This is a genomic window from Amycolatopsis sp. Hca4, from assembly GCF_013364075.1.
GTDB lineage: Bacteria > Actinomycetota > Actinomycetes > Mycobacteriales > Pseudonocardiaceae > Amycolatopsis.
In genome coordinates, this window is sequence record NZ_CP054925.1 from 4,901,153 (window position 1) to 4,915,481 (window position 14,329).

The following is a 14,329-nucleotide window of genomic DNA, read 5'->3' on the forward strand; positions in this document are numbered from 1 at the left end:
GTCCTCGGGGGTGTGAAGCTGGTCGCAGGCGGTTGGGACCGGTACCGGGCCGTGTCACTCTGTGAGACGCCTCTGCTCCACGACCCGGGGACCTCACCGAGGCCTCGAGGGAAGGACGGTCGACGACGATGTCTGCCAGCGCCGAAGAACCCGCCCCCTACGGCACCGGACCCGCCGCCAAGCCGGCGCCGGGCCGGAAGGTCCGCGTCCACCAACTGCGTGAGCTCAAGGAACGCGGCGAACCGTGGCCCATGCTCACCGCCTACGACATGTACACCGCCGCGCTGTTCGACGAGGCCGGTATCCCCGTGCTGCTCGTCGGCGACTCCGCGGCCAACAACGTCTTCGGCTACGACACCTCGCTGCCGGTGACGGTCGACGAGCTGCTGCCGCTGGTCCGGGCGGTCACCCGGTCGGTCAAGCGGGCCCTCGTGGTCGCCGACCTGCCGTTCGGCTCCTACCAGCTCTCGCCGCAGCAGGCGCTGGAAACCTCGGTGCGGTTCATGAAAGAGGGCCGCGCGCACGCCGTCAAGCTCGAAGGCGGACGGCGGTTCGCCGCGCACGTCGAGGCGCTGACCTCGGCCGGCGTGCCGGTGATGGGCCACATCGGCTTCACCCCGCAGAGTGAACACAACCTCGGCGGCTACCGGGTGCAGGGGCGCGGCGAAGCGGCGGACGTGCTGCTCGCCGACGCGCTGGCGCTGCAGGAGGCCGGGGCGTTCGCGGTGGTGATGGAGATGGTGCCCGCCGAGGCCGCCAAGCGCGTCACGGCGGAGCTGAAGATCCCGACGGTCGGCATCGGCGCCGGCCCGGACTGCGACGCGCAGGTGCTCGTCTGGCAGGACATGGCCGGGCTGCGGCGGGGCAAGGCGCCGCGGTTCGTCAAGCGCTACGCCGACGTCGCCACGGTGCTGCAGGACGCGGCCACGGCGTTCGCCGAGGACGTCCGGCGCGGGGAGTTCCCGGCGCCGGAGCACGCGTTCCACGACTGAGCGCGTCACCGGCGCTTGAACCGTTCCGCGAGCGCCGGGTCGTTCTCCCACCACAGGCCGGTCGGCGGCGCCTCGTCCAGCTGGCCGTCGATCTGCTTCGCCCGCCGTTCGTCGTCGCGGGCCCACCGCACGAACAACGCGACGACGAACGGCAGGCCGGCGACGTCGCCGCCGATCCACAGCACGCCCGCGCCGATGATCTGGTCGGTCCGCGGGTCGGGGCCCCACCCGGGGTGCGCGGCCGCGTAGTGCGCCGGGGCGAGCAGCGGCCCGAGCCACAGCACCAGGCCGAGCGCGCCGTCGAAGATCACCTCGGCGAAGGCGATCCACACCGAGACCAGGTGCGGGTCCTCCCGGGGTGTCGGGTCGAGGCCCAGTCGCGTCCAGAAGTACGTGAAGCCTGCCAGCAGGAGCACCAGCCGGACCAGGCCGTCGACGACGGCCGAGCGCAGCGTGAGGTCGTACAGCGGGGTCAGGTAGAGCACGAGCACCGGGGCGATCAGGACGACCGTGACGACCGGCGGGAACGTCAGCGCGCGGGCCAGCGGACCGCGGCCGTGCCGGCGCAGCCATCCCGCTCGCGGGAAGCCGGCCAGCAGCAGCCGGATGGGCGAGCCCAGCGCCAGCAGCAGCGGCGTGATCATCAGCAGCGTGACCGTCTGGACCGCGCGGACCCAGAAGAACGTCCGGTCGTAAACCGCCAGGGGCGAGCAGGTGACCACCAGGACGGTCGCGAGCCCGGCGAGGAACGCCGTGGTGCGGCCCGGTGGCCAGCCGCGGCCGCGGGCGCCGAGGACGTACAGCGTGCCCGCGGAGAGCACGCCGAGGACCGCCGGAGCGTCGAACGTCAGCGGCATGTCAGACCGCGAAGAAGAGCAGGCTGCCGATTCCGGCGACCACGCAGTAAATGGCGAACGGGGTCAGCGTGCGGGTCTCGAAGTACCCGGTGAGGAACCGGACGGAAATGTACGAAGCGACCCCGGCGACGACGCTGCCGACGAGCGCGGGGCCGAGCGAAGCGTGGTTTTCGGGTGCGAACAGCGTCGGCATCTTCAGCACGCCGGCGGCGAGGATCACCGGTGTGGCGAGCAGGAACGCGAACCGCGCCGCGTCCTCGTGGCCCAGCCCGCGGCGCAGGCCGGCGACCATCGTGATGCCCGAGCGGCTGATGCCCGGCAGGAGCGCGAGGATCTGCGCGGCGCCGATCAGCACCGCCTCGCCGACGCGCAGCTTCGCCAGCCGGACGTCGGTCGCCTCCTCGACGCTGATCGCCCGCATCACCATGGTGTCTTCGGCCGAAAAGTCCACTGTGTCCTCTTCCGCGGCGGCCTTGCTCGGCCGGGAGAACTTCTCGGCCGCGTAGAGGACACCGCCGTTGAGCGCGAGGAAGATCGCCGCCGGCACCGGCTTGCCGAGGTGGTCGCGCAGCAGGCCCTCGAAGAGCAGGCCGGCCAGCCCGACCGGGATGGTGGCGAGCACCAGCAGCCACGCGAGCCGCTGGTCCGGCGTGCGCACTTCGCGGTGGCGGATCGAGGTCCACAGGCCGCCGATGATCCGCACCCAGTCCTTGCGGAAGAACAGGACCAGCGCGAGCGCGGTGGCGACGTGCATCGCCACCAGCACCGCGAGGTACGGCGAGTCCTTCCCGATGCTCAGGTCGCGCTGCCACGAGCCGCCGAGCCAGGCCGGCAGCAGGATGCTGTGGCCGAGACTGGACACCGGAAACAATTCCGACACCCCCTGCAGTGCCCCGACGACAATTGCCTCGAAATAGGTCACCGCAGACATTCCGTACCCCTTTTTGCCGAATCCCGACACCGGAAAGTACCCGCTCTTTCGTCAGCACCCGGCAAGGGGGACGGGCGCACTCAGCGTCGTCACAGCTGGCGTTCACATCCATGAACATCAATCATGTTCTTGACTGGCGTTCGACTCGTGGCTTAGCGTTTAGCCCGTCGCCGCCACGACGAACTTCGCACCCTCGACGAGGAGGACCGAAATGCGTGAGCGGACTGTCCGACCCGGCTGAGGCCCCCGAACCGGGGACCCGCTCAGCCCGGCGGCGGGGGCGGGTCCCCACCTTTCTTGGCCGTCGTCCCGGCGCCCGGCGGCGAGGCGTCGGGACGACGGCCAAGGCTCTACGGCACAGTGTCTTCCGATAAGGCACAGTGATCCGCATGGACGAGCTGTACCCGCCGATCGCCCCGCGTGCCGAAGGGTTCCTGGAAACCGGAGACGGGCACCGGATCCGGTGCCAGGAGGCGGGCAACCCGGCCGGGAAGCCGGTCGTGGTGCTGCACGGCGGCCCGGGCAGCGGGATCGCCCCGATGGCGCGGCGGCACTTCGACCCGGCGGCCTACCGGATCGTCCTGTTCGACCAGCGCGGCTCCGGCCGGTCGACTCCGGACGCCGGCGACCTCACCGCGAACACGCTGTGGCACCTGGTCGCCGACATGGAACTGCTGCGCGAACGGCTCGGCATCGAGCGCTGGCAGCTCTTCGGCGGTTCCTGGGGCGCCACGCTGGCCCTCGCCTACGCCGAGACGCACCCTTCACGCGTCAGCGAAATCATCCTGCGGGGCGTGTTCACCGTGCGGCAGAGCGAGCTGGACTGGATCTACCGCGGCGGCGCGGCGCACCTCTTCCCGCGCGAGTGGGAGGCGTTCCTCGCGCCGCTCCCGGCGGAGCTGCGGGCCGATCCGCTGGCCGGGTACGCGGTGCTGCTGGACGACCCGGCCGAGGAGGTCCGCCACCGCGCGGCGGTCGCGTGGAGCACCTGGGAGGGCGCGACCGTCTCGGTGGTCCCCCAGGAGTCGTTCGTCCGCCAGTACGCCGATCCGGCGTTCGCGCTGACGTTCGCGCGGCTCGCCGTCCACTACTTCACGCGGGGCGCCTGGCTCGACGACGGGCAGCTGATCCGCGACGCGGGCAAGCTCGCGGACATCCCGGGCGTGATCGTCCAGGGCCGCTACGACACGGTGTGCCCGCCGGTCACCGCCTACGAGCTGCACCGGGCGTGGCCCGGTTCGGAGCTGAAGCTGATCGAGGGCGCCGGGCACGCGGTGACCGACCCCGGCGTGCTGGCCGCGCTGCGGGCGGCGACGGACTCATTCCGCGAGTAGCACCGCGAACACCCGCTCCAGCTTGCGCCGCACCACCTCTTCGTCCGCCCCGTTCAGCGCGGTGCTGCCGAGGAGCGTGCGCATCACCCAGAACCCGGCGATGACCGACAGGGCCAGCGCCGGGCCCGGCTGCTCCCGGCCGGGAAGCAGGTCGGCCAGGTGCTTCTCGACGTGCCGCTCGATGCCCGCCCGCAGGATTTCGGCGGCCCGCGGGTTGGGGGCCGACCGCAGCATCAGCAGGAACGGTTCGAGCCGCCCGGCCTCCGGCGCGGTCCGGCGCACGAGCGAGGCCGCGAGGTCGGCAGCGAGGGTCTCCGGGTCGCCGGTGAGCACGGTCCGCTCGGCCATCGCCGCTTCGACGACCTCGGCGAAGAGCCCTTCCTTCGAGCCGAAGTAGCGGTTGACCAGCATCGCCGTGACCCCGGCGGACTCGGCGATCTCGCGCACGCCGACACCGTCGTAGCCGGCCCGGGTGAACGCTTCGAGCGCGGAGGCCAGGATCGCTTCCCGGGTCGCGGCGGCGTTGCGGGGTCTCATGTATACGAGTGTAGACTTGCACTAAGTCTACAGGTGTATACCTCCACGGAAGGTGCTTCATGGATCTCGGAATCGCGGGTAAGCGGGCGCTGGTCACCGGTTCGAGCGCGGGTCTCGGCGAGGCGATCGCGCGGCTGCTGGCCGCCGAAGGCGCGGCCGTGGTCGTCCACGGCCGGAACGCAGCCCGGACGGAGAAGGTGGCGGCGGAGATCGGCGCGGCCGGGGTCGCCCTTGGCGATTTGTCGACCGGCTCCGGAGCGGACGCGGTCGCCGAGGCGGCGGGCGACGTCGACATCCTGGTCAACAACGCCGGCGCGTACGACCACCTCGGCTGGACCGACGCGACGGCGGAGGACTGGGCCGCGATGTACGAGGCGAACGTCGTCTCGGCGGTCCGGATGATCCACCGGTGCGTGCCGGGCATGCGCGAGCGCGGCTGGGGCCGGGTGGTCCAGATCGGCGGCGGCCTGGCGATCCAGCCGCTGGCGATGCAGCCGCACTACACGGCGACGCTGGCCGCGCGGCACAACCTGGCGGTGTCACTGGCCAGGGACCTGGCCGGCACCGGCGTGACGTCGAACGTGGTCTCCCCCGGCGCGATCCTGGTGGACTCGGTCCGTGAGCTGCTGACGTCGATCGCCCCGGCCCACGGCTGGGGCACGGAATGGGCGGAGATCGAGCACGCCGCGGCCCGCGACCTGGTGCCCAACGACGTCGGACGGCTGGGCCGTCCCGAGGAGATCGCGGCCGCGGTCGGCTACCTGGTCAGCCCGGCGGCCGCGTATGTGAGCGGCGCGACGATCCGCGTGGACGGCGGCACCATCCGGTCGGTGCACTAGAGCCGGCCGCCCGATGCCGTGTCGCCCGAGAGGCGTTGGGCCAGGTACACCGGGACCGTCGACGCCACGATCAGGACCGCCGCCACCACGTTGACGATCGGTGCCTGGTTCGGCCGGAACAGGTTGTTGTAGATCCAGATCGGCAGCGTCTCCATGCCGGTGCCGAGGGTGAACGTCGTCACGATGATCTCGTCGAACGACAGCGCGAACGCCAGCAGGCCGCCCGCCAGCAACGCCGAGCGCAGCATCGGGAACGTCACCAGGCGGAACGTCGTGAACCCGGTCGCGCCGAGGTCCATCGACGCCTCCTCCAGGTTGCCGCCCATCCGCCGCAGCCGCGCCACGACGTTGTTGAACACCACCACGATGCAGAAGGTCGCGTGCGCGATGATCGCCGTCAGCAGACCCAGATCGATGCCGAGGATCGTGCGGAACGCGTTGTTCAGCGCGATGCCCGTGACGATCCCCGGCAGCGCGATCGGCAGGATGATCAGCAGCGAGACCGGGTTGCGCCCGAAGAACCGGTAGCGCTGCAACGCGAACGCCGCCATCGTGCCGAGCACCAGCGCGATCGCCGTCGCCGCCAGTCCGGCCTCGACGCTCGTCCACAGGGCGTGCAGCGCGCCTTCGTTGGCCGCCGCGCGGCTCCACCACTCCAGGGTGAACCGGGTCGGCGGGAAACCGAACGTGGTGTCCGCGTTGAACGAGTTGAGCAGCACCACCACCAGCGGGAAGTAGATCACCGCCAGGCCGAGCCCCAGCGCCGTCCACAGCAGCTTGCGCACGAGAGCTCCTAGAGGTTGTCCAGCGCGCCGGTGCGGCGCACCGCGGCCAGGTACACCAGCATGATCACGACCGGCACGGTCGCCACCGTCGCCGCGAACGGGAGGTTGTTGGCCGCGCCGATGTTGTCGTAGACGACGTTGCCGAGCATCTGGGACGTGCCGCCGACGATCTTCACCGCGATGTAGTCGCCGAGTGACAGCGAAAACGTGAAGATCGAGCCCGCCACGATCGCCGGGAAGGTCAGCGGCAGGATCACCGAGCGGAACGTCCGCAGCGAGCGGGCGCCCAGGTCACCGGAGGCGTCCACCAGGGAATCCGGCAGCCGGTCGAGGCCCGCGTAGATCGGGAGGATCATGTACGGCAGCCAGAGGTAGGACAGCGTCATGATGGTGGCCGTCACGCCGTAGCCGGGCGAAAGCCAGCTCAAAGCGCCGTTGCCGGACAACATCGAGCGCCACGCGTACGCCTTCACCAGGTAGCTCGCCCACAGCGGGGTCATCACGGCGATCACCAGGATCCGCTGCGCCCGCGGCGAGGCGAGCTTGGCCATCGCGTAGGCCATCGGGAACGCGATGACGGCGTCGATCACCGTCACCAGCGCGGCGATCCCGACCGTGCGGAAGGTGATCGTGCGGTACACCGCGTCGGTGAACAGCGTCTTGAAGTTGTCCAGCGACCACTCGATGACGACCTGGCCGGTGAAGGCGTCGGTGTGCCAGAACGCCGTGACGAACAGCGCGGCGAGCGCGCCAAGGTAGGCCAGGCCGAGCCACAGCAGCGGCGCCGAGAGCAGGAAACCCAGGCGCAGCCGGGGTTTCCGGTAGAAGAAGGCCGAAACGGCGGTCATCGTGCCTCGCAGGAGCAGGTCCGGGAGCGGCGGGCGGAGTGGGGGGACACAGCCCGCCGCTCCCGGAGTTCAGGGGTCAGCCCTTGATTTCGGTCCAGGCCTTGGTCCACTCGCCGTAGTCCTTGCACTTGACGTCCGTGCGGCCGTCGAGGCACTGCGGGATCGGCGTGGTCCAGTAGGCGATCTTCGCCGCGTACCCGGCGTCGCCGGCGTGGTAGGTGTCGCAGAGCGTCTTGTCCGTCATCTCCGCGCACGCCTTCGTGTTCGCCGGCGCTTCGCCGAAGTACTCGGCGACCTGAGCGTTGACCTTCGGGCTGATGATGTAGTCGAGCCACTTGTACGCGCACGTCTTGTGCGCCGACTTCGCCGCCACCATCCAGGTGTCCGACCACCCGGTCGCGCCTTCGCTGGGCACGGCGGACTCGAGCGGCGCGCCTTCGCCCTTGGTCAGGTTGACCGTGACCTGCCAGGCGGTCCCGACGACGGCGTCGCCGTTCTTCAGCGCCTGCGACTCCTTGAGGTAGTCCGACCAGTACTCGCTGACCAGCGGCCGCTGCTGCTTCAGCAGGTCGACCGCGGCGGTGAACTGCTTGTCGTCCAGGGCGTACGGGTTCTTGATGCCCAGGTCCGGCCGGTGCGCCTGCAGGTACAGCGCGGCGTCGGCGATGTAGATCGGCGAGTCGTAGGCGATCACCTTGCCCTTGTAGGGCGAGTTCGCGTCGAACATGACCGACCACGAGTTCGGCGCCGGCGTCACCTTGTCGGTGCGCCAGGTCAGCAGGTTTGCGCCCCAGCCGTGCGGGATGCCGTAGGCCGTGCCGCCCACGCTGTTCCACGACTTGTCCTTGAGGAACGGCTGGACGTCGGCGTAGTTCGGCACCAGCGCGGTGTTCACCGGCTCGGCGTCCCCGGAGGCGACCAGCCGCAGCGACGCGTCACCGGAGGCGGACACGACATCGTATTGGCCGGTCTTCATCAGCGTGACGGCCTCGTCGGACGTCCCGAACGGCTTGACGTTGACCTTGCAGCCGGTCTGCTGCTCGAACGGCGTGACCCAGTTGACCTTCGGGTCGTTGGAGCCGTTCTCCGCGTACCCCGGCCAGGCCAGCACGTTCAGCTGGCCTTCCGGCTGCCCGAGCGCCTTGAGCGCTTCGAGCTTCGGCGGGGTGAACCCCTGCGCGCCGGGCGGCGCGGACGAACTCGTGCCCGACGTGCCACATGCAGCCAACAGCAGGCTAGCGCCGAGCATCCCGGCAAGCCGCGTCTTCCTGTTCTTCATGGCAACCCTTCCGAAGGGACTACTGGACCTGGAAGCTGTGTTCGTTCCGCCAGCTCAGCCGGACCCGGCCGTCCGCGAGGACGCCGTCGGTGTTCTGCCGCACCACCGAAAGCCGGCCGCCGGCGTCGAGGGCGACCGAGTACCGCACGGTCGCCCCGGCGTAGACGACGTCGGTGACCGTGCCGGTCGCGCTGGTGTCCCCGGCCGCGGCGGGCTCGGACAGGTCGGCGTCGATGCGGATCTTCTCCGGCCGGATGCTGAACAGCCCCGGCCGCCCGATGACGCTCTCGGCACCGCGGCCGCCGAGCAGGTTCGACGTCCCGACGAACCCGGCGATGAACGCGCTCGCGGGCCGTTCGTAGACCTCTTCGGGCGGGCCGACCTGCTCGATCTTCCCGTCGTTGAACACCGCGATCCGGTCGCTCATGGTGAGCGCTTCGTCCTGGTCGTGGGTGACGAAGACGAACGTGATGCCGACGTCCCGCTGGATCTGCTTGAGCTCCAGCTGCATCGCCTGCCGCAGCTTGAGGTCGAGTGCACCGAGCGGTTCGTCGAGCAGCAGCACCTTGGGCCGGTTGACCAGCGCGCGGGCGAGGGCGACGCGCTGGCGCTGGCCGCCGGACAGCTGCGCGGGCTTGCGCGAGCCGTAGTCCTCCAGCCGCACGGTCTTCAGCGCTTCGAGCGCGCGCTCCCGGCGTTGCTGCTTCGGGACGCGCTTGACGCGCAGGCCGTACTCGACGTTCTGCTGCACGCTCATGTGCGGGAACAGCGCGTAGTCCTGGAACACCGTGTTGACGTCCCGCTCGAACGGCGCCAGCCGGCTGACGTCGTGGCCGTCGAGCTCGATCGTGCCCTCGGTGGGCAGCTCGAACCCGGCGATCATGCGCAGCACCGTGGTCTTGCCGGAGCCGGACGGGCCGAGCATCGAGAAGAACTCGCCCGGCGGGATGTCGAGGTCGACGCCGTCGACCGCGTGGACGTCACCGAAGTGCTTGCGCAGCCCGGAAAGCCGGATGGCCGGGCCGGTGCTTTCCGGTGCCGCGGGCTCGTCCCGGGACTCGGTGGTGGGTGCTTGGTTCGGCACGGCCAGCCTCACAGTGCGCTCATCACGTGCTTGACGCGCGTGTAGTCCTCGAGGCCGTAGAGGGAGAGGTCCTTGCCGTAGCCGGACTTCTTGAACCCGCCGTGCGGCATCTCGGCGACCAGGGGGATGTGCGTGTTGATCCAGACGCAGCCGAAGTCGAGCTTCGCGGCGGCGCGCATGGCCCGCTGGTGGTCGCGGGTCCAGACCGACGACGCGAGGCCGTACTGCACGGCGTTCGCGGCCTTGAGCGCCTCGGCTTCGTCGGAGAACCGCTGGACGGTGATGACCGGGCCGAAGATCTCGTTCTGGCTGATCTCGTCGTCCTGGCGGACGCCGGAGACCACGGTGGCTTCGTAGAAGTAACCTTCCTCGCCGACCCGGTGCCCGCCACAGTGGACGGTCGCGTGCCCGGGCAGCCGGTCGATGAACCCGGCCACCCGTTCGAGCTGGGTGGCGTTGTTGAGCGGGCCGTAGGCGACGTCTTCGTCGTCCGGCCGTCCGGTCTTCGTAGTCTCGGCCTGCCGGGTGAGCGCGGCGACGAAGGTGTCGTGCACGTCGTCGGCGACCAGCACGCGGGTGGCGGCGGTGCAGTCCTGGCCGCCGTTGAAGTACCCCGCGACGGCGATGGCCTCGGCGGCGGCTTCGAGGTCGGCGTCGCCGAAGACGATGACCGGCGCCTTGCCGCCGAGTTCGAGGTGCACGCGCTTGACGTCGGTGGCGGCCGACTTCGCGACCTCGATGCCCGCCCGGACCGAGCCGGTGATCGACACCATCGCCGGGATGTCGTGCTCGACCAGGGCGCGGCCGGTGTCGCGGTCACCGCAAACCACGTTGAACACGCCGGGCGGGAAGAACTCGCCGGCGATCTCGGCGAGCAGCAGCGTCGACGCCGGGGTGGTGTCGGAGGGTTTGAGGACGATCGTGTTCCCCGCGGCGAGGGCGGGCGCGATCTTCCAGATCGCCATCAGCAGCGGGTAGTTCCACGGCGTGACCTGCGCGCAGACGCCGACGGGTTCGCGGCGGACGAAGGAGGTGTGGCCCTCCATGTACTCACCGGCGGCACGGCCTTCGAGCACGCGCGCGGCTCCGGCGAAGAACCGGACCTGGTCGAGGATCATCGGGATCTCTTCGGCCATCGTCAGCGCGACCGGCTTGCCGGTGTTCGCGGACTCGGTCTTCACCAGTTCTTCGGCGCGGGCTTCGAGGGCGTCGGCCAGCTTGAGCAGCGCGAGCTGGCGCTGGGCCGGGGTCGTTTCGCGCCAGGTCTCGAACGCGGTCGCGGCGACCTGCAACGCGTTGTCGACGTCTTCGGGCCCGGCGATCGGGGCGGTGCAGTAGGGGCGGCCGGTGACGGGGTCGGTGATCTCGGCCGTCCGGCCCGACTTGGACTCCACGTACGCGCCGCCGACGTAGTGCTTCAGCTCCTGCACGATCACTCCTCGGGTGCTGGCGGAAGCTAAAACATATAAGTCCATATGTAATAGGACAAGGGCATGGGGCAAGATTGGTGCGAACGGGTAGTCCGGTGCGGAGGAGCGAGGCGATGCGCAAGGGCATGTCGCACAGCGCGCGGTCCGCCATGTTCGCGCCGCTCGGCCAGGTCGGCCGGGCGGAGGCGGTGGCGGCGCGGCTGGTCGACGCCATCACGCTCGGCCTGCTCGCCGACTCCGAGCAACTGCCCAGCGAAGCCGACCTGGCCGCGCAGTTCGGCGTCTCGACCGTGACGGTCCGGGAAGCGCTGGTGGCCCTGCGGCAGCAGGGGCTGGTCGAAACGCGGCGGGGGCGCAGCGGCGGCAGCTTCGTCCGCGCGCCGGCCAACCCTCCCCCGGACGAGTGGCGTTCGCGGCTGCGCGAGGTGTCGTTGTCCGATCTGCGGGACGTCGGCGACCACTACCTCGCGATCGCCGGGGCCGCGGCCAAGCTCGCCGCCGAGCGCAGCTCGCCCGAGGACGTCGCCCGGCTGCGGCTGGCGACCGAGGACCTCCGCACGGCAGGCGGCATCGACTTCACCCGGGCGGAACGGCAGTTCCACCTGGAGGTGGCGGCGGCCGCGCAGTCACCGCGGCTGACGCACGAAGAGGTCCACCTGCAGAGCGAGCTGGGCGGGCTGCTGTGGCTGCCGCTCGGGCCGTCGGCGCCCTCGTGCGAGGAGCACGCGGCGATCACCGCGGCGATTTCCTCGGCCGACGGCGAACTGGCCCGCAAGCTGACGGAGGAGCACGTGCTGGCCGCCCTCGACCGGCTCGCGGACGTGCACCTCGGCCTGCTCGCCCCGTAAACTTCCGCTACTCCGCGCATCGAGGTGAGCACCGTGAACGACACCCGCACGCTGGCAGGCGACGAGGTCGTCGAGCAGGTTTCCGCTCTGGTGGAAGGCGTTTTCGAGCGGCTCAAGCCCCTGCTGGCGGCGGCCGAGTCGGTACTGGCGGAGGCGCCGTCCGCGGCGGGCCTGCACCGGATCCGCCCGCAGGTCACCGACGCGCTCGGCGGGCTGATCATCGGCGCGGGCTTCGTCAGCGCCCCGAACGTGCTGACCGACTCGGAATTCGGCTTCGAGTGGTGGACGGGCTCGTCCGCGGAGCCGGCCCAGCTGTTCATCAGCCTCGACCCGGCGAGCCCGAACTTCCTGGACTACACCAGGCAGTCCTGGTTCACGGTCCCCCGCGACACCGGCCGGCGGCACATCAACGGGCCGTACGTGGATTACCTGTGCACCGACGAGTACACGCTGACGTTCACGATCCCGGTGTTCCGCGCCGGTTCGTTCGCCGGGGTGGTGGGCGCGGACGTCTACGTCCGCGAATTCGAGCGCGCGGTACGGCCGCGGCTGCGGTCACTCGGCCGCGGGGCGGCGTTGCTGAACGCGCAGGGGCGGGTGATCGTGTCGAACAGCGTCCGCCAGCCGACGGGGTCGTTGGTCCGCGAGGCGGACGTCCCGGCGTGGTGGTCGGCGGGGGCGGCGCCCGGGCCGGAGCTGCGGCGGTGCGGTGATTCGCCGATCGTGCTGGTGACCGGGGCTCAGGGGCCACCCATCAGTGCGTAACCGACGTAGCAGCCCGGGGTGGCTTGGACGAGGACGGTCAGCGGCGTGGGCGCCGGCCGGGTGGTGAACACGGGGTGCGCTGTCCCGAAGAGGGTGGGCACCTCGCCGACCCGGGTGAGGTCGGCTTCCGGCGGCCCGCAGTGCGGCGCGGAGGTGCCGCACCAGCCGGCGCCCGCGCAGGTCGCTTCGCTGTGGTAGTCGCGGCCCGCGTGGTGGATGCGGTACGGGAGCCCGCGGTCGGTCGGCAGGGCGTAGCCGAAGTGGTTGGCGGTCCAGGGCAGGAAGGCCAGGCCGCCTGCTGACAGGAGCAGGACCACGAGCGTCACCACAGCCAGCCGTTTGCCGGTCATGCAAAGGGGACGCGCGGAATGACACCGGCGTTGCTCAGGCCTGCAGCGCCACCGCGGTGAAACAGCCGGGGCGGCGTGCTCACCGCAGTCCTCACGACCTTGCTCTCGAGCGGCGCGGTCCTGCTCGGAGTCGTGCTCACGATGCGCACCCAGCGGTTCGCCGCGGTGAGCACCGCACGCATGTCCCTCCTCGAAGGCCAGTCCGCTCGCCTGCGCGAGGCGCTCGCCGAGGAGCTGACCCTCACCTACCTCATCGAAAACGCCTACCGGCGCGCGATGGACACCGGCTCGCCTTGGCCGGGACCGATGGCGGAGAAGGTCGAACGGGAAGATCGGTTGTTCACCCTGGTACGCCTGCAGCTCGACGAGAGCCTGCCGCGGCACCGGAAGCTCCTCGACGCACTCGACCGGCTCCGGGAGCACAACGCGGAGGAGGTCTGGCTGACCCGCCGGAACGCGGTGATCACCGCGGTGAACGAAGCCCTCGCAGCGGACGTCGAGCGGATCCTCCGGCGCTAGGGCCTGTCCTCAAAGCGGTGGTGGTTGATCTGCTTCGATCTTGAGTTGTGGTGCGCAGGCATGAGCTGACCGATGAGCAGTGGCAGGTGATCCAGCCGTTGCTGCCGGTGTCGGGTGCGAAGGGACGCCCGCGGGTGGATGACCGTCGGGTGATCAACGGGATGTTGTTCAAGGCCAAGACTGGAGTTGCATGGCGTGACCTGCCGGAGCGGTATGGGCCGTGGAAGACGGTCTACAACCGGTTCTGGCGCTGGTCACGCACCGGTACCCTGTCCGCGCTGGTGGCACAGGTCCGCGTGATCGCCGAGGCGATCGACGAACTTGACCGCGAGGTGTCGGTCGACTCCAGCATCGTGCGCGCGCATCAGCACGCCGCCGGCGCCCGCCGTGCCACCGCGTCGCACACAGGGGGCGAGCGGATCCTGCGGCGGGCATAACGAGCCAGGTGATCATGCCATCGGCCGGTCCCGGGGTGGACCCACGACCAAGATTCATCTCGCCTGCGACGGCCACGGCCGACCGCTGTCGATCGTGCTGACCGGCGGCAACGTCAACGACTGCACCCAGTTCATCCAGGTCATGGCGGGCATCGAGTTCCGCCGGCCAGGTCCTGGCCGGCCGGCGACCCGGCCGAGCCGGGTCCTGGCCGACAAGGGCTACTCCAGCCGAGCCATCCGCTCATATCTGCGTCGGCGGCGCATCCCGGCGACCATTCCCGAACGCCGTGACCAGCAGGCCAACCGGCGGCGACGGGGTCGGGCGGGTGGTCGTCCACCGGCCTTCGACCGCACTGCCTACCGGCGCCGCAACATCGTCGAACGCTGCTTCAACCGACTCAAGCAATTCCGCGCCATCGCCACCCGCTTCGACAAGACCGCCACCTCCTACCGGAGCATGATCGACCTGGCCACACTGCTCCTCTGGCTTTGAG

General features: G+C 70.5%; 15 protein-coding genes and 1 pseudogene. 7 read left to right on the plus strand and 9 right to left on the minus strand.

Translation table 11 applies throughout. From position 1 onward, the window contains the following. Positions 1–128: 128 nt before the first annotated feature. Positions 129–992 (plus strand): 3-methyl-2-oxobutanoate hydroxymethyltransferase, encoded by an 864-nt coding sequence (gene panB, locus HUT10_RS21300; RefSeq protein WP_176172836.1) that lies wholly within the window; start codon positions 129–131, stop codon positions 990–992. 5 nt (positions 993–997) lie between these two features. Here the strand turns inward: panB and HUT10_RS21305 are convergent, their stop codons facing one another. Both HUT10_RS21305 and HUT10_RS21310 read right to left on the minus strand, forming a co-directional pair. Then, complete coding sequence (locus HUT10_RS21305; protein WP_176172837.1) at positions 998–1,849, minus strand: cytochrome c oxidase assembly protein; 852 nt, start codon at positions 1,847–1,849, stop codon at positions 998–1,000. A 1-nt stretch (position 1,850) separates the two neighbouring features. Then, on the minus strand, positions 1,851–2,780 hold the full coding sequence (locus HUT10_RS21310) for an undecaprenyl-diphosphate phosphatase (protein WP_176172838.1): 930 nt from the start codon (positions 2,778–2,780) through the stop codon (positions 1,851–1,853). Positions 2,781–3,169: 389 nt separating this feature from the next. Between HUT10_RS21310 and pip the strand changes: the two genes are divergently transcribed. Continuing rightward, positions 3,170–4,114: a prolyl aminopeptidase gene (gene pip / locus HUT10_RS21315; protein WP_176172839.1), complete on the plus strand. Its 945-nt coding sequence runs from the start codon at positions 3,170–3,172 to the stop codon at positions 4,112–4,114. Here the strand turns inward: pip and HUT10_RS21320 are convergent. Then, complete coding sequence (locus HUT10_RS21320; protein ID WP_176172840.1) at positions 4,100–4,651, minus strand: TetR/AcrR family transcriptional regulator; 552 nt, start codon at positions 4,649–4,651, stop codon at positions 4,100–4,102. The genes pip and HUT10_RS21320 overlap by 15 nt on opposite strands. 59 nt (positions 4,652–4,710) lie before the next feature. Here HUT10_RS21320 and HUT10_RS21325 point away from each other — a divergent pair, with 59 nt between their 5' ends. Beyond that, on the plus strand, positions 4,711–5,490 hold the full coding sequence (locus tag HUT10_RS21325; RefSeq protein ID WP_176172841.1) for an SDR family NAD(P)-dependent oxidoreductase: 780 nt from the start codon (positions 4,711–4,713) through the stop codon (positions 5,488–5,490). Here HUT10_RS21325 and HUT10_RS21330 read toward each other — a convergent pair. The 5 genes from HUT10_RS21330 to HUT10_RS21350 all read right to left on the minus strand — a co-directional run bounded on the left by HUT10_RS21330 (position 5,487) and on the right by HUT10_RS21350 (position 10,916). Beyond that, positions 5,487–6,275 (minus strand): ABC transporter permease, encoded by a 789-nt coding sequence (locus HUT10_RS21330; protein ID WP_176172842.1) that lies wholly within the window; start codon positions 6,273–6,275, stop codon positions 5,487–5,489. The two genes, HUT10_RS21325 and HUT10_RS21330, sit on opposite strands and share 4 nt — an antisense overlap. An 8-nt stretch (positions 6,276–6,283) precedes the next feature. Then, a complete protein-coding gene (locus HUT10_RS21335) occupies positions 6,284–7,123 on the minus strand; it encodes an ABC transporter permease (RefSeq protein WP_176172843.1) in 840 nt (279 codons plus the stop codon). 76 nt (positions 7,124–7,199) lie between these two features. Next, on the minus strand, positions 7,200–8,402 hold the full coding sequence (locus tag HUT10_RS21340) for an ABC transporter substrate-binding protein (protein WP_176172844.1): 1,203 nt from the start codon (positions 8,400–8,402) through the stop codon (positions 7,200–7,202). 19 nt (positions 8,403–8,421) lie between these two features. Beyond that, positions 8,422–9,498 (minus strand): ABC transporter ATP-binding protein, encoded by a 1,077-nt coding sequence (locus HUT10_RS21345; RefSeq protein WP_176172845.1) that lies wholly within the window; start codon positions 9,496–9,498, stop codon positions 8,422–8,424. After that, on the minus strand, positions 9,495–10,916 hold the full coding sequence (locus tag HUT10_RS21350) for a gamma-aminobutyraldehyde dehydrogenase (RefSeq protein ID WP_176172846.1): 1,422 nt from the start codon (positions 10,914–10,916) through the stop codon (positions 9,495–9,497). Before HUT10_RS21350 ends, HUT10_RS21345 begins: the two co-directional genes overlap by 4 nt. A 113-nt stretch (positions 10,917–11,029) precedes the next feature. On the opposite strand from HUT10_RS21350, the gene HUT10_RS21355 reads away from it, so the two are divergent. Beyond that, positions 11,030–11,764: a FadR/GntR family transcriptional regulator gene (locus HUT10_RS21355; RefSeq protein ID WP_176172847.1), complete on the plus strand. Its 735-nt coding sequence runs from the start codon at positions 11,030–11,032 to the stop codon at positions 11,762–11,764. A gap of 33 nt (positions 11,765–11,797) precedes the next feature. After that, positions 11,798–12,529 carry a cache domain-containing protein gene (locus tag HUT10_RS21360; protein ID WP_176172848.1) on the plus strand — a complete coding sequence of 244 codons (732 nt, stop codon included), beginning with the start codon at positions 11,798–11,800 and terminating at the stop codon, positions 12,527–12,529. On the opposite strand, the gene HUT10_RS21365 is transcribed toward HUT10_RS21360, so the two are convergent. Then, positions 12,505–12,879: a hypothetical protein gene (locus HUT10_RS21365; protein ID WP_254896973.1), complete on the minus strand. Its 375-nt coding sequence runs from the start codon at positions 12,877–12,879 to the stop codon at positions 12,505–12,507. The genes HUT10_RS21360 and HUT10_RS21365 overlap by 25 nt on opposite strands. 75 nt (positions 12,880–12,954) lie before the next feature. Between HUT10_RS21365 and HUT10_RS21370 the strand changes: the two genes are divergently transcribed. Continuing rightward, positions 12,955–13,398: a hypothetical protein gene (locus HUT10_RS21370; RefSeq protein WP_176172849.1), complete on the plus strand. Its 444-nt coding sequence runs from the start codon at positions 12,955–12,957 to the stop codon at positions 13,396–13,398. Between the two features lie 50 nt (positions 13,399–13,448). Next, positions 13,449–14,328, plus strand: a pseudogene (locus tag HUT10_RS21375) (IS5 family transposase). Position 14,329: the final 1 nt, after the last annotated feature.

Excerpts from the sequence above, each read along its gene's own strand:
- HUT10_RS21335 (WP_176172843.1), bottom strand. The coding sequence starts at position 7,123 with ATGACCGCCGTTTCGGCCTTCTTCTACCGGAAACCCCGGCTGCGCCTG.
- HUT10_RS21365 (WP_254896973.1), bottom strand. The coding sequence starts at position 12,879 with ATGACCGGCAAACGGCTGGCTGTGGTGACGCTCGTGGTCCTGCTCCTG.
- HUT10_RS21320 (WP_176172840.1), bottom strand. The coding sequence starts at position 4,651 with ATGAGACCCCGCAACGCCGCCGCGACCCGGGAAGCGATCCTGGCCTCC.
- pip (WP_176172839.1), top strand. The coding sequence starts at position 3,170 with ATGGACGAGCTGTACCCGCCGATCGCCCCGCGTGCCGAAGGGTTCCTG.
- panB (WP_176172836.1), top strand. The coding sequence starts at position 129 with ATGTCTGCCAGCGCCGAAGAACCCGCCCCCTACGGCACCGGACCCGCC.
- HUT10_RS21340 (WP_176172844.1), bottom strand. The coding sequence starts at position 8,402 with ATGAAGAACAGGAAGACGCGGCTTGCCGGGATGCTCGGCGCTAGCCTG.
- HUT10_RS21355 (WP_176172847.1), top strand. The coding sequence starts at position 11,030 with ATGCGCAAGGGCATGTCGCACAGCGCGCGGTCCGCCATGTTCGCGCCG.
- HUT10_RS21325 (WP_176172841.1), top strand. The coding sequence starts at position 4,711 with ATGGATCTCGGAATCGCGGGTAAGCGGGCGCTGGTCACCGGTTCGAGC.
- HUT10_RS21310 (WP_176172838.1), bottom strand. The coding sequence starts at position 2,780 with ATGTCTGCGGTGACCTATTTCGAGGCAATTGTCGTCGGGGCACTGCAG.
- HUT10_RS21305 (WP_176172837.1), bottom strand. The coding sequence starts at position 1,849 with ATGCCGCTGACGTTCGACGCTCCGGCGGTCCTCGGCGTGCTCTCCGCG.